Raw genomic sequence first — 13665 nt, 5'->3', positions numbered from 1 at the left:
CATTCCCGCTGATCAAGCTGCAACCTGAAGTACGGCGCCCTGACCGTTTGCATGTGTGAGCCGCCCAAGACGTTCCACCAGTGTGCGGCAATCGCTCTCGTCGAACACCCAGGTCGCACGTTCCTGCGCTTTGACTTTTTCACGGGCGCGTTCGTAACGAACGGTATCCAATTCATCGAACAGGGCTGCGAGAGCCTCGACCGTCGGTTCGCCAAGGGAAAAACCGATGCCGCGTTCCTGCAGAAACAGCGAGGTTTCGGTCCCCTGCATCGCTATCGGCACCGAGCCATAGCGACATCCTTCATAAAGCCTGTTGGGCAGGAGCCAGTTGGAATTTTGTCCGGCCTCGTAGAAATCGATCGCCCATGAGAAATGCACCTCATCGTAGATCCTCTGAAGATCTTCCGGGTTTGCATAGGCGCCATGAAATTGCATAAAGGGTTCATCGGCAACGAAACGGTCGAAATCATCGAACTCCGAGTAGGCGGGGCGCCCCCTCAGAACGATTTCAACGCGGCCCTCCAACTTGCGTGAGAATGCAGACAGGAGCTCCAGCGACGTTCGGCACCGCAGGGCACCAAACCAACCGATCTTCCAAGGCTCGTCTTTGGACTTGCCCGCACGGCTGATAGCCCCCGATTCCTGAGGTCCGAGTTCCAGAACCTTGTTCTCCACCACTTCGACCGGCAAGCTGATCTGGCCAAAAGGTGCGAAATATTGCCTGACGAATGCGGGTGAAGACGTGATCAGAAGCTGTGCATTATTACTGAGCGTTCGTTCGACGAAGCGCAGCGCCTTGCCTGTCACATCCCGCCGCAAAAGCAGCCGATGAATATCCAGGCATTCGTAGACAATTGGCACGTCGCCGGGAAAAAAGGCCTTCGCCCTATTGGCCAGTGCCAGCATTTCCAGGTTGCGTCCGATGATCAGATCCGGTCTCGGTACGCCCTTGAGCATCGAGCCGAGTGTCCACGCAGCGCGCGCAACAGCGGCGACGCGTTGGGTAAACTTGCCGTCACTCGTTCTGCCTAGATCGATCGGAGCGATCGACGCAATCTCACTGATCGGTTCGCGGCTTCGTCTGAAACCGGCCAGAGTGACGGTCGCGCCGCCAGCTTGCATCATGATCACGCGGCGCCGGACCGCAGGGTCGGACAGATCATGTACGAGATACAGGACATGCAGCATGAGGTCATCCCACAATTGATCTGCACAGGCAACTTAGTATGGCTTTTACTGCAGTGCAACATTTTTGCTTCACTGCAGCAAATTCCATAATGAGCCTTGCGACATTATGGTAATGAATTGGGCGTAGATATGTTGTCATCGAAAAAATCAATCCAGCGAACACGCAACTGATTCAGGAAATTGGCAAGCCTCACCCAGTGCAGTAAACGCCACGCGGCCAAACTGGGCCGAAACCGGTGTGCCGGGCATACTGAAAGCTCCCAGCCAGGATTTCATCTTGTCGCTGGCCCAAAGGCTCAAAAATATCTTCTGTGGGTGGGTGGGCAGCGCCGAAGGATCGGTGACGGTGTGCACCAGTTGGCCATTCACATAGTAGCGCAGACGATCCTTTTCCCAGACGAAGGCATAATCATTGTACTTGCTGTCTGCGCCTTCAGGCACCGCGACCAGTTTCTCGTGTCCGCCCTTGCCGTTGACATAGGTGTTCAACTGAACCCTGGAGGGGTCCTTTCCAAGAAACTCGAAGTCGATTTCGTCCCATGGCTGCTTTTGCTGGGGCCCGATATAGGCGAAAAAGCTGGTGTTGAACCCCGAACCCGCCGCAGCCTTGATTCGGGCTTCATAAGTACCGTAGCTGAAGCGCTCATTGGTCTGGATCTCGCCACACACATAGTCGCGATCCTTGGTTTTTTGCGGCGCAAAGCCGAGGGTCAAGGTGTTGTCCTTGAGCCCCACCTGCCCCTTGGACCACGTGCAATTCTGGTGAGCGCCATTTGACCAGCCATCCGAAACGTACCAGCGCTTCTTGTCCAGGCTGTCAAAGTTTTCGACGAAGGATTTTCCTGGCTGCTTCTCTTGGGCAAATGCCAGAACCGGTGTCATGCCAAGGCCAAGCGCTATGCTGGCGAATGCTATCCGGGATGAAATCGGGGCGACCATCGATCTTCCTTTCTTTGTGGGAAAAGGCGCATCAGCCAGAAGCCGAAGTTGGACATAATCTTAAGGGTGCACAATATCTTTGCTGCACTGCATCATTTCACAACGCGCCGTGACGACTGTCAACCACGTAAAAAACTGAAAAAAACGATGTCTTTCTAATTAAAATTCAATGAGTTAACTGGGCGTCGCCGATCGCAGCACGCAAACTTTGCCTTTTTAAGGTCGCATTCGCCCTGTCGGGAACGGCACGTCAATCGGGCTTCGGTTCCATGTGGCCAAGGCCATTCGCATTTTCAAACGCGGTTATGGCCTCGTCCATTTCTTGCATGAACGCCATCTGTTTTTCCAGGAAATCGATGCGTTGGGAAAACCTTGTCAGTGCCTGCGTCAGATTATCCACCTGCGCAGACACCTTTTCCGTTTCGCCCTCGTTTTCCATGTTTTCGAAGGAAAATGCCGCATTGACCGAAGCGTCGTCATAGCGGCGGCGAAAGCCGTCGCGCTCACGTTCAGTCTCGACAACGACATCTCTTATCGCCCGCTTGATACTCTGGAAACGTGTGGCGTCCGACAGACGATCTCTCTCGGGATTTCTTGTCCGGAAGCGGAATAGTGCCATCTTTCACCCCATTTCCCAAGGCGCAAACGCGCCTTCGACCACATAGCAGAGTCGTAGACAAAACTTGTTACACAATGGTTGTTTCCGGTTGCGATCCTGTCAAGCCAGATAACGAAACCGCCTGTATCTGACATAGGCTTAACCCTTTCGGGAAAACCGCTGCGGCCTTTTTGAATTTTACAAATTCCGCCGATAGTGCCAGTTTCCGCTATCGATTTAAGAAAGCGATAGAGCTCAGATCATCTCTGGACAACCAAAATGGAAATCCGTCCAAGAGAAAAACACAATGCTCCCATACGGACGTCACGATGAGAATTGCAAAATCCCTGCTGGTCGAGCCAGGCAAGAATTTTTGGTACGGAACGCTCGCCGTAGGCTTATCTGTCTTTGTTTTTGCCTATTCGACAAACTTTGGTTTTCTATCCATCCTGCTTTTCTATGGGCTGTGGTTGCCTCTGATTTTGGTCGACTACCGAAAAGTCATCGGTAACTATGCACGTTTCTATTGGGTATTGCCCTTCGTGCTGTTTGCATGCATGTCGTTTACATGGTCGGCAGCGCCTCCAGTCACCCTGCGCGCCGGCATTCAATATCTGACGACGATAGTCTGCGCCTTGATCGCATCCCGCATCATAGACTCGCGAACGTTTGCCAGCGGGGTAAGCATGGGCGTTGCGCTGGTCCTGCTTTATTCGCTTGGCTTTGGCCAATACCAATATGATGCGCTGGACGGCTCCTATAGTTTCGTCGGTGCGTTCGCCTCCAAGAACCAGCTTGGCTTCTTTGCATCCCTGGGTGTCTATTTCGCCTTCGCGAGTTTCTTCGTGTTGCAAACGAGCAGGACATGGCGATGCATCGCAGTCGTGTGCGGCCTCCTGTCCGCCTATTGCCTGGTAGCTTCCAGTTCAGCTACCTCGGTCATCGCAACGATCGCGATATTCGCCGCGACCTTGATCGTCGGCGTTGTATTGAAATTTTCGCCGAAGCACCGCCGGTCCTTTTTTCTGGTCGGCATCGCCGTAGCGTTGGTGCTCGTAGCGGTGGCTGTCAATGCCGGCGCCATTGATCTGGTACTCGGCGCGTTCGGCAAGAATTCCACTCTCACCGGACGTACCTATCTATGGCAGGAGGGATTCAGAGCTTCTCGCGAGGCCCCGCTTATGGGCATTGGCTATCAGGCCTACTGGGTACAAGGCTTCTCCGAGGCCGAGCGATTATGGGCAGAATTCTACATTCCGGCGCGGACCGGATTTCATTTCCATAACACCTATATCGAAGTGCTCGTTGAACTTGGCTATATCGGCGTTGTTCTGATCAGCCTGCTCCTCGGGGGTGTGGTGATCGGTTTCCTGCGGCGTCTGCTGACGGAAGGGTATACGCCGCAAGGTCACCTCATGTTTGGCATCGCGCTCTTGTTATTGATTCGCTCGTTCTTCGAGATCGACTTCATCCAGCCATACACGATCGGTTCGTTCCTCCTGTACTATTCGGCAGGATTGCTCGCCATCCCTCAGCGCACACCGTTCAAAATGATGCAACCAACGCAATTACAGACATAACAATATCGTGATCGGTTAAAAAAGGACGCGATTTGGAACGGCTGGAACGCCCTCAATCGCCACTTCTTTATGCATCATCTAGATTGGTGCAGTGCAGCAAAATGCACGGTTTGCGGCCCTAAAAAAGTTACCGCATTCGCGTTGTGACCTGTTTCAGACGCCTATTTTGGGGTGAACCCTGCCTTAAAGCGCAAACACGGCCAAATTCGCCATAGTACAGTGCAAATACCAAATAATAGTCGGCAAAACGTCAGCAAGTTAACAGACGTATAATATAGTCGATGAGGTCAAAAATTGGGCAACTTATGGGCAATTTCTAGCCATCACTTAGTGTTTCACGCGTGTTAATTTTTTGTGTTGCGTTGCACCATATTCTTGTTGCAACTTTGGCTATAGCCTTGGATGTACCGTTTGATACCGTCGCATCAGCCATTAGATCACCCGACCCCCGGAGTTGTGCCATGAGCGATTCAGTCAAATCGACCGATTTGAGCTATTCCCCCGTTGATACGGATTTCGACCCTGCTTTGGGCGGATTCCTGAAGCGTGGATTCGATATTGCTGGGGCCTTGGCAGGCCTCATTGCCCTTAGTCCCCTGTTCCTGCTTATCGCACTTCTGGTGAGGTTGTCCGATGGCGGGTCGGTATTTTATGGCCACCGCCGGATTGGGCGGGGTGGCAGCATTTTCCACTGCCTTAAATTCCGGACGATGGTTCCGGATGGCGATGGCGTGCTGGCCAGCTATTTTGCAGCCAACCCCGATGCAAGGGCCGAATGGGAAGCCACCCGCAAGCTCAAGGATGATCCACGTGTTACTCGCGTCGGAGCTGTCCTGAGAAAGCTGAGCCTTGATGAACTCCCGCAGATCATCAACATTCTTCAAGGCCACATGAGCATTGTCGGACCCCGTCCAGTCGTGCATGACGAGCTTGAGAATTATGGCAATGCCGCCGTGTTCTACCTCAAATCACGCCCTGGCCTCACAGGGCTTTGGCAGGTGAGTGGGCGCAACGACGTTTCCTACGACAGCCGCGTGGAATTTGATCGGCACTATGTCGAGAACTGGTCGTTGAAACTCGATTTGCATATCATCATCAAGACTGTGCCTGCCGTTTGCATGGCCAGAGGCAGCTACTGAACAGCTCAATGACAATTAAAAACCTTGGTTGCGGGCATTCCATATGGCCCGCGATTTTAATGATTATAAGTGACCGGGTCCGGATGCGATCCGATGTCTTTGCACAGGAACAAATCCAATGAATTTAACAGTTTTTGGGATTGGCTATGTCGGTCTTGTACAGGCCGCCGTATTGGCTGAGGTGGGGCACAATGTTTTGTGCGTCGATATCGACGCCGACAAGGTAGAACGGTTGAATCAGGGGCTGATTCCGATCTACGAACCAGGTCTTGAGAGCCTCGTCAGAGAGAATCACGCGGCGGGCCGCATCACCTTCACGACGAACGTCGCCGCCGCAGTCAAACATGGCCAGATCCTCATGAGTGCTGTCGGTACGCCGCCCGCCGAAGACGGATCCGCTGACCTTAAATATGTGCTTGCTGTGGCAGAGGCGATCGGGCGGGAAATGGAAACGCCAAAGATCGTTGTCAGCAAATCGACGGTGCCAGTAGGAACCTGTGACAAGATAAGGCTTAAAATCGCGGAAGTGCTCAAGGCAAGGGGGCGCGAAGAACTGGACTTCGATGTAGTCTCAAATCCGGAATTCCTCAAGGAGGGTTCGGCCGTGGTGGATTGCATGAAGCCTGACCGCATCATCATTGGTACCGGCAGCGATAACACCGAAAAGGTGATGCGGGAGCTCTATGCTCCCTTCAGCCGCAATCATGATAAGATGATTGTCATGGATGTCCGCAGCGCCGAATTTACGAAATATGCAGCCAATTGCATTCTCGCGACCAAGATCAGCTTCATGAATGAAATGTCGGGTCTGGCAGAACGGCTCGGTGCCGATATCGAAGAGGTCCGCAAGGGCATCGGCAGCGATCCACGCATTGGCTACGACTTTATCTATCCGGGAATAGGCTATGGCGGGTCGTGCTTTCCGAAGGACGTCCGCGCCATGATTCAAACGGCAGAGGGCATCAGTTTCGATGCCAAGATGTTGAAGGCCGTGGATGAGCGCAACAACGCGCAGAAGTCCATCCTGTTCGAAAAGGTCCATCGCTATTTCAAGGGCAATCTCAAGGGCAAGGTCTTTGCCCTGTGGGGGTTGGCATTCAAGCCGAACACCGACGACATGCGTGAAGCGCCTTCGCGCACGCTGATGGAGGCTCTGTGGCAGGCGGGCGCCAGCGTGCAGGCCTTTGATCCGGAGGCGATGCAGGAATGCCAGAGCATTTACGGCCAGCGTGATGACCTGCTACTTTGCGGAACCAAGGAAGCAGCGTTGCGCGGTGCCGACGCCCTGCTGATCGTCACCGAATGGAAGAGCTTCCGGGCACCATCCTTCGACCTCATGAAGGACGCCCTTACGACGCCTGTCGTCTTCGACGGCCGGAATATCTATGATCCCAAGGTCATCGCCCGCCATGGCCTGGAATATTACAGCATCGGCAGGCAGGCCGCATAGGTCGCCGGTGGAAACAGGATACAAGGAGCCACGCGATGAAAGTACTTTTTGCGGGCGGCAACGGCTACTATCCCCAGTTCAGCGGTGGCGTTCAATCCAGCACGCATCATCTGGTCGAACAATTGCGCAACCAGGGCCACGAGGCCTCGGTACTGGCTGCCCTGTTCGGCCAGGGGATGTTCGGACTGAAGGCGCGTGCCAAGATGAAGATCATGGGTCAACGGGCGGCGGTCGACAATTTTCCGGGTTATCCCGTGGTCAGGGCCTGGTTTCCCTGGGAGGCTGCGGGCTTCGCGGTCAAAAGGCTCAAGCCTGACGTTGCGGTCGTGCAATGCCACAAATCGGTTCCGATAGGGAAGGCACTGCAGGCTGAAGGGATACCGTTGGTCATTTATCTCAGAAATGTCGAATTCCATGAACTTGCCGGCGATCTGCGGGAACTGGATTCGGCACTCTATATCGCGAATTCCGAATTCACGGCGAGGACCTACAAGGAGAAGTTCGGGATCGATTCGACCATCATTCCTCCGACGATCGACCCTGTCCTGTATGGAACACCGACGACTGGCGAATATGTAACGTTCATCAATCCCTACAACGAAAAGGGTTTTGAACTGGCCGTCCAAATCGCCGGACAGTGTCCCGATATCCCGTTTCTTTTTGTTGAAAGCTGGAAGCTTGCCGAAGATCACCGGGCCAGCATCGAAAAGACAATCGCGCCCTTGAAGAACATCAGACTTGAAAATCGCACCAGCGACATGAAAACGGTCTATGGGCGCACCAAGATCCTGCTTGCCCCCAGCAAATGGGAGGAGGCATGGGGCCGCGTCGCATCAGAAGCGCATTGCAGCGGCATTCCTGTCGTGGGGTCACGCCGTGGCGGTCTGCCGGAGGCGATTGGCGAAGGGGGCCTTGTCCTGGATTACAACGCGCCGCTGGAAGATTGGGTCGGCGCAATCCGCACGCTCTGGACTGACAAAAGCGAATATGACCGGCTTTCGTCCGCTGCAAAGAAATTTTCCGAGCGGCCGCAGATGGATCCGAAGAGCCAGTTTTCGACCTTTCTTAGCGTTCTTGATCAAGCCGCCAGCCAGAAGACTATCAAACAGGTGGCGTGATAGCCGCTGTCCATATTCAAATTTATTGAAAGAATGCTCGGTAATGAGAGTTGGTTTTGTTGTCGACAAGTTCCCGTCATTGTCAGAGACCTTCATTTTGGATCAGGTAAACGGATTTCTTGAGCGCGGTATCGAGGTGGGCGTTATCTGTAATGAAAACCTCCTGAAGCAGGACAGCGCGCGAACAAAACATTGGCAAGCGCTGACTGAAAATACGGTTTGCTGGTGGGGTGCTCTGGCGCCGTTGCGCCCGATCCTTCGAAAACTGCCAACAGCTCTCTGGGACAAGATTTCGACGGCATTCGACATTGTCTTTTCGCGAAAGCTCCAAAATTTCGATGTCATAATCGCCCATTTCGGCAATAACGGCCTGCGTGTTGCCCGCGTGTTGAAACGTAAGAAACTTGGCGCTTCCCTGGTCACGATATTCCATGGCCGCGATGTTGGCCGGCCGCTCCTCGACAGCTCCCTCTGGCAATATAATGTCCTGTTCGAACAGGGTACGCGGCAACTCACGGTCAACGATTATTTCCAAAAGGCCCTTGTGGACGCCGGCGCACCGGCAGCAAATGTCGCCGTGCATCATATGGGTGTACCGATCAACGAGATCGAATATGCGTGGCGCTCTTGGAATCAAGGCGCCTTGAACGTCATTTCGGTTTGCCGCTTGACGGAAAAGAAGGGTATCGAGTTTGCCTTGCGCGCGCTGGGTCAGCTTTCGATTTCAAATCCAGACCTCGATTGGGCCTATACCATCATAGGCGGCGGCGAATTGCTCGACGAGCTGAAGCGCCTCGCCAATGACCTGAACATTGCCCGCCGGGTGACATTTCTCGGACCGCGCCCGCACAGCGAGGTCAAGCAGTGCTTGCGCGAAGCACAGGTGTTCCTGCTGCCAAGCGTGACGGCACGGGATGGAGATGTGGAGGGTATTCCTGTTTCCCTGATGGAGGCGATGTCTGCCGGGTTAACCGTGCTCAGCACATATCACTCGGGGATTCCGGAACTTATAGAAGACCAGAAGACAGGATTTCTCGTTCCGGAAAAGGATATCGAGGCTCTTGCGGCAAAACTTTTGTGGATCGCCGAACACCCGGCCGAATGCGAGGGTATCGCCATGGCCGCGAGGCGGAAGGTCGAGGCCGATTTCAACGCCGATATTTTGAATGATCAGTTCGCGCAGATGATCACGCGTCTGGCCGAAGCGAAGTTAAGCGCGTGAGTGCCGAACCGCTTCAGTTTGGACGCGTTGCCCTCCGCGGCGGCCTTTTGACGGTCATCGCACAAGGCATCAAAATTGTTGTCCAGTTCCTCTCCGTCATCGTCCTGGCGCGCCTGCTCATTCCGGAAGATTTCGGGCTAGTCGCCTCTGTCAGTCCGATCGTGGCCTTCGTCGCGCTATTCCAGAATCTCGGACTTCAGCAAGCGGTCGTCCAGCGCAAGGAGATCAGTCAGCGGCAGCTCAACCAGGTCTTCTGGATGAGCGCCTTTGCCGGCCTCGCCAGCACCGCCGTCGTCGTTGCACTCTCTCCCGTCGTCGCCTCCTACTATGGTGATGCGCGCATGGTCGGGATCACCATCGGTGCAGGGCTGCCGCTCTTCCTCGGAAGTCTGGCGGCCATGCCGCTCAGCCTGATGAACCGCCATCTTCAGTTCGGTCAGCTCGCGATCAACGACGTTGTCACCGCCATTGCAGGCTTTGCGACAGCGGCTGCGGCGGCCTATGCCGGCATGGGCTATTGGTCGCTGGTGCTTGGCCCGGCAGCATCGGCGGCGGTTGGATTGCTTGCAGCCTGGCGTGTGGCGCGGTTTAGACCGGACAAGCCGGTTTTGAGGATCGATCGCGACATCATGTCCTTCGGCGCCAACCTTACAGGCTTCAACCTCGTCAACTTCTTCTCCCGCAACCTCGACAATATTCTGATCGGCAAATTTTCAGGCGCGATCGAGCTCGGTTATTACGACCGCGCTTACAAGCTTTTGCTGTTCCCTTTGCAGAACATCAATCAGCCGCTGACACGCCTGATGATCCCGCTGCTGAGCCGCATACAGGACGATAAAAAACGCTTTCGCGATATCTACATGCAGACCAACTGGGTCCTTGCGGCCGTCACGGTACCCGCTATCGCGGCGTTGACCCTGACCTCTGAACAGGTCGTCGGCATTCTTTTCGGCGACAGATGGCTGCCCGTTGCACCGATTTTCGCCTGGCTCGGGATTGCCGGCCTCATTCAGCCCATTTCGAGCACCACAGGCTGGATCTTCATCTGCCAGGACAGGACGAAGACCATGTTCCGCTGGGGCATTTACTCGTCGATTACGACGGTGGTTGCTTTTATCGTGGGCTTGCATTGGGGCGCCGTCGGCGTCGCCGCGGCCTATGCCATCAGCGGCTATCTCCTGCGCGTTCCTGTTCTCGCAGTGCTTGTGCATCGGGTCGGCCCGGTGACAGCGATGGATGTGCTTCTGGTGCAAGGCCTCTTCATCGTGTCGGCCCTGCTGGCCTGGTTCGCCTACTGGTTGCTGCCCTTGTCGCTGATCGCCCGCTCGGACTTTCTCGCGGTCATTCTGGCTGTGCTGCTGAACTACGCGTTCGCGTTCGCACTGATGCTTTTGCTGCCCCAGTCACGCAGCACTCTGTCGGCTATCTGGTCCAAGGTCGCGAGCAATATTCGCTGACGGAGCGACAAGAAGCGGCTTCAGCAACTCGGTTGCCGACATTGCCGATGCATGCTCGTCAAGAACAGCCTTGAGGCTGGTTGTGCGGTAATGTTCCAGATTCTGGATGAAGGTAGCGAGTTTCTCGCCGGCCTCTTCCACCGTCACGGTGTCGATGTCGAGCAGAACGCCGGACACGCCGATACGCTTGGCGACTTCCTTGGTCTTGAACTCGTAGGCTATGGGCAACACAGGGGTGCCGACGCACAGCGACATGATCATCATGTGCATGCGCGTGGCGACCACGAAATCGAACCCTTTTACAAGCGCCATCAGTTGTTCTGGCGTATGAAATGATGCGTCCACACTGACATGGCTGGCAATTTCGGGATCGAGCTCGGCAACGATCGCCCTGGCCGCCTTGGAGTCGTCATGGGCGTATTCCGGTACGCCTTGGCAAGTCGACAGGAAGGTGACCTCTTTGCCCTGATCCCGCACCAGCGTGGTAACGATATTGCGAATGGAATCAAGGTAGCGGCGCATGCCGTCCCCGCCGCCCTTGACGTAGTTCCAGTGCCGGACGGAAATGGCGACGCGACCCGTTTCCGGTGCCCGGTCCGCAGCCAGAATCCCCGCGATCCGGTCCGTCTCGGCGAGCGCGAACACCGCATCCGCCACCACGTGACATTTGCTGGGGTCGTCGACGAGATCGACAATATGGTCCCTCGAGCGGGAATCGCGAAGAAGAATGAGCGGGCTCCGGTCAAAGACGGGTTTCAGTTCCTGGCGATTATAGTCTTTGTCGAAGGGCCCCAGGGACTGCGTGAAGAACACGGGATCCTTGCCGACTATCGCATCGATGCGGAATTGATTGAGACGCCGTTCGAGGTTGTAGTTCTCGACGAGATAGGTTCCGCCCGTCGTGATGACGAGATCGGCGTCCCGATAGATCTCAAGCGAACGGCGGTCGCTGTCGCTAAACAACATCTTGTCGACGGACCCGCCCCTGCCGAAGCGGCGCAGCGCCTCGAGCACAATTCGATTATAGAGCGGCTTGACGGCGTTCTTGAGGACGTTCTGATCGTAATTGTACTTGAAAACGGACTCCGACAGCAGTTTGTGAAATTCGAGATCCGGATATTCTTTCGAAGGGTAAAGCCGTGCCGCCACTTCCGGCTGGCTGTCGAAGACCTGGAAACGCAAATCCTCGCCCCAGACTTTTCTCAGGATGTGCCTGATCGCTAGAAGAATGGCGGCATCGCCAGTATTGAGGCAGACCGTGTTCTCGACAATGATTTTCATAAAACTAACCCTGGTATCTGATTGGCGGCATGGGGTTTGTTGGCTGCAAGTCAATCACGACTGCAACCTTTGCGCGCTCAGTTGTCGAAACCAACTGAGCAAATCCGCTCATATTGACCCCTGATCTATTCCTGGAGCAACCTAGTCCATTGCGACTTTTTGTGCAACGCACAATAAATTAGAACTGTATCTGCGCTGAGGCCGGGGCCCTTTTCAGCTCACCGCAGTTTGGTGGTTGCCGGAAAAAGATAGCGCAGCTCCGGTTTGACCTGGGGCGCAGTCGATCTGTTTCTGACGGCTCCATCGAACTTGTCGGCCAGGATGCCCGTCGCGATTGGAAAAACCGCAGACGGATTGCGCACACCATAAATAGCTGCCGCAACTAGCCCCTCATGCGACTTGATGTCCAGAAACTGCCGGTGATGAAATTTGGAGCGAATATGACGCTCATGCTCGCGCACGGCATCCAGCCCGCTTCCCGACAGCACACCGCTATCCAGAAGCGCCCTGTCGGCATCGGCGAGTTGTTTCAGATCGTCGGTCCTGTGCCGCCCGCTCAGCGAATCCGCGCGGACGACGGCGCCATATCCACAATTATTGATAATCTGAAACCGGGCACCGAGGGCCAGCGCTCTCGTATAGAGATCGTAATCTTCGCCGAGCCGCAGCTTTTCATTATAGCGCAAGCTGTGGCGATCCAAAAACTCGCGCCGGATGACAGGCTTCAGGAAGCCGAGCTCGCCACGCTGCTTGTTGCGCCTCGATATGTTGCGGTCGACGAATGTCGGCAGATCGAGAAACCAGGTTTCCGGAGAAAACTTGTCGATGGCGAGTGTATTGAAGTGGCTGACCCAACGTTGATCGACGAAGACGATGTTATCGGCGGCCATGTCCCAGTCTGTGGTTGACAACAAATGGGAAAAGCGCCCCGGGATAAAGAAATCGTCGGCGTCGAGGATACTGATCAGAGCTGCCGAGGAACAGGAAATGGCGTGGTTGCGTGCGTAAGACGGTCCCCTGTTGACGTCGAAACGAATGATACGCAGCCGTCCGCTTGCATCATCGGACTTTGTGGCCGCTTCAGAAGTACCGTCGGTCGAACCATCGTCGACGACGATCACTTCCGTCACATATGTATCCGCCAAAGCGGAGGATATGGCGGCCGCGATGGTATTGGCTGCGTTCTTCGCAGCGATGATCACACACACACTATTGTCCGGATTATCTATAATTGCCCCTGCCCTCGACTGTGCGGGTCTGCATTGGGTGCACAAAGGCTTGGCTATTTGAGGAGCCGTGCACCACGAGTGGTCCGCGGGCATTTGCCGGCACCAGACCAATGTAGCAAGGATACAAATATTTCGGCCGCCCGCAAGAGGCAGACTTCCAGCGTTGGTCAGTTGGCCCTAGAGCCGTTCATGCTGGGGCTCTAGTGCGTCTCGGTTGGTGTAATCGACTTAAAAGGAGGCTGCTTGTTTGCGACGATGCCGGTTGCCTCATTGCTCCCGGACTGCTTCCACTCGGACGTCCGTGGTTTCTCCCGCGCAACAAGGAAAAGCACCACCGCGAAATATCCTACCTGAATGACCACTGCGCAAATCAACGTCTGTACTATCGTTGCCCACAGGGATTGCGTTAGAACGTAGGTCGTAACTGCAAATGCAATAAGAACGCCCAACATTCCGATTAAAAA

General features: G+C 55.0%; 12 protein-coding genes. 6 read left to right on the top strand and 6 right to left on the bottom strand.

Going from position 1 to position 13665, the window contains the following annotated elements; translation table 11 throughout:
- Nucleotides 1-12 precede the first annotated feature (12 nt).
- From J2X72_RS09605 to J2X72_RS09595, 3 genes are all read right to left on the bottom strand, one after another.
- Complete coding sequence (locus J2X72_RS09605; protein WP_310071244.1) at nt 13-1188, bottom strand: glycosyltransferase; 1176 nt, start codon at nt 1186-1188, stop codon at nt 13-15.
- A 147-nt stretch (nt 1189-1335) separates the two neighbouring features.
- Nucleotides 1336-2127, bottom strand: a complete 792-nt coding sequence (locus tag J2X72_RS09600; RefSeq protein WP_405044683.1) for a glycoside hydrolase family 16 protein — start codon at nt 2125-2127, stop codon at nt 1336-1338.
- 250 nt (nt 2128-2377) lie between these two features.
- Nucleotides 2378-2746, bottom strand: coding sequence for a hypothetical protein (locus tag J2X72_RS09595; protein ID WP_310071240.1), 369 nt, complete (start codon nt 2744-2746; stop codon nt 2378-2380).
- 308 nt (nt 2747-3054) lie between these two features.
- On the opposite strand from J2X72_RS09595, the gene J2X72_RS09590 reads away from it, so the two are divergent.
- From J2X72_RS09590 to J2X72_RS09565, 6 genes are all read left to right on the top strand, one after another.
- Nucleotides 3055-4305 carry an O-antigen ligase gene (locus J2X72_RS09590; RefSeq protein ID WP_209998172.1) on the top strand — a complete coding sequence of 417 codons (1251 nt, stop codon included), beginning with the start codon at nt 3055-3057 and terminating at the stop codon, nt 4303-4305.
- A 461-nt stretch (nt 4306-4766) separates the two neighbouring features.
- Complete coding sequence (locus J2X72_RS09585; protein ID WP_209998173.1) at nt 4767-5444, top strand: sugar transferase; 678 nt, start codon at nt 4767-4769, stop codon at nt 5442-5444.
- Between the two features lie 118 nt (nt 5445-5562).
- Nucleotides 5563-6894, top strand: a complete 1332-nt coding sequence (locus J2X72_RS09580; RefSeq protein ID WP_310071237.1) for a UDP-glucose/GDP-mannose dehydrogenase family protein — start codon at nt 5563-5565, stop codon at nt 6892-6894.
- Nucleotides 6895-6929: 35 nt separating this feature from the next.
- A complete protein-coding gene (locus J2X72_RS09575) occupies nt 6930-8012 on the top strand; it encodes a glycosyltransferase (protein WP_310071234.1) in 1083 nt (360 codons plus the stop codon).
- Between the two features lie 43 nt (nt 8013-8055).
- A complete protein-coding gene (locus J2X72_RS09570; protein WP_310071232.1) occupies nt 8056-9234 on the top strand; it encodes a glycosyltransferase in 1179 nt (392 codons plus the stop codon).
- Nucleotides 9231-10691, top strand: coding sequence for a lipopolysaccharide biosynthesis protein (locus J2X72_RS09565; protein WP_310071229.1), 1461 nt, complete (start codon nt 9231-9233; stop codon nt 10689-10691). The genes J2X72_RS09570 and J2X72_RS09565 overlap by 4 nt, the downstream gene beginning before the upstream one ends.
- On the opposite strand, the gene J2X72_RS09560 is transcribed toward J2X72_RS09565, so the two are convergent.
- The 3 genes from J2X72_RS09560 to J2X72_RS09550 all read right to left on the bottom strand — a co-directional run bounded on the left by J2X72_RS09560 (nt 10638) and on the right by J2X72_RS09550 (nt 13653).
- Nucleotides 10638-11972 carry a polysaccharide pyruvyl transferase family protein gene (locus J2X72_RS09560; RefSeq protein ID WP_310071227.1) on the bottom strand — a complete coding sequence of 445 codons (1335 nt, stop codon included), beginning with the start codon at nt 11970-11972 and terminating at the stop codon, nt 10638-10640. The two genes, J2X72_RS09565 and J2X72_RS09560, sit on opposite strands and share 54 nt — an antisense overlap.
- Before the next feature lie 218 nt (nt 11973-12190).
- Nucleotides 12191-13174, bottom strand: coding sequence for a glycosyltransferase family 2 protein (locus J2X72_RS09555; RefSeq protein WP_310071225.1), 984 nt, complete (start codon nt 13172-13174; stop codon nt 12191-12193).
- Between the two features lie 227 nt (nt 13175-13401).
- Nucleotides 13402-13653 (bottom strand): exopolysaccharide production repressor protein, encoded by a 252-nt coding sequence (locus tag J2X72_RS09550; RefSeq protein ID WP_310072174.1) that lies wholly within the window; start codon nt 13651-13653, stop codon nt 13402-13404.
- Between the last annotated feature and the right edge of the window lie 12 nt (nt 13654-13665).

The organism is Phyllobacterium sp. 1468 (assembly GCF_031455525.1).
Taxonomy (GTDB): domain Bacteria; phylum Pseudomonadota; class Alphaproteobacteria; order Rhizobiales; family Rhizobiaceae; genus Phyllobacterium.
This window is presented reverse-complemented; position numbering and strand designations above follow the sequence as displayed.

Coding starts and splice junctions, on each gene's coding strand:
- J2X72_RS09605 (WP_310071244.1), bottom strand. CDS start 1,188: ATGCTGCATGTCCTGTATCTCGTACATGATCTGTCCGACCCTGCGGTC.
- J2X72_RS09600 (WP_405044683.1), bottom strand. CDS start 2,127: ATGGTCGCCCCGATTTCATCCCGGATAGCATTCGCCAGCATAGCGCTT.
- J2X72_RS09595 (WP_310071240.1), bottom strand. CDS start 2,746: ATGGCACTATTCCGCTTCCGGACAAGAAATCCCGAGAGAGATCGTCTG.
- J2X72_RS09590 (WP_209998172.1), top strand. CDS start 3,055: ATGAGAATTGCAAAATCCCTGCTGGTCGAGCCAGGCAAGAATTTTTGG.
- J2X72_RS09585 (WP_209998173.1), top strand. CDS start 4,767: ATGAGCGATTCAGTCAAATCGACCGATTTGAGCTATTCCCCCGTTGAT.
- J2X72_RS09580 (WP_310071237.1), top strand. CDS start 5,563: ATGAATTTAACAGTTTTTGGGATTGGCTATGTCGGTCTTGTACAGGCC.
- J2X72_RS09575 (WP_310071234.1), top strand. CDS start 6,930: ATGAAAGTACTTTTTGCGGGCGGCAACGGCTACTATCCCCAGTTCAGC.
- J2X72_RS09570 (WP_310071232.1), top strand. CDS start 8,056: ATGAGAGTTGGTTTTGTTGTCGACAAGTTCCCGTCATTGTCAGAGACC.
- J2X72_RS09560 (WP_310071227.1), bottom strand. CDS start 11,972: ATGAAAATCATTGTCGAGAACACGGTCTGCCTCAATACTGGCGATGCC.
- J2X72_RS09550 (WP_310072174.1), bottom strand. CDS start 13,653: ATGTTGGGCGTTCTTATTGCATTTGCAGTTACGACCTACGTTCTAACG.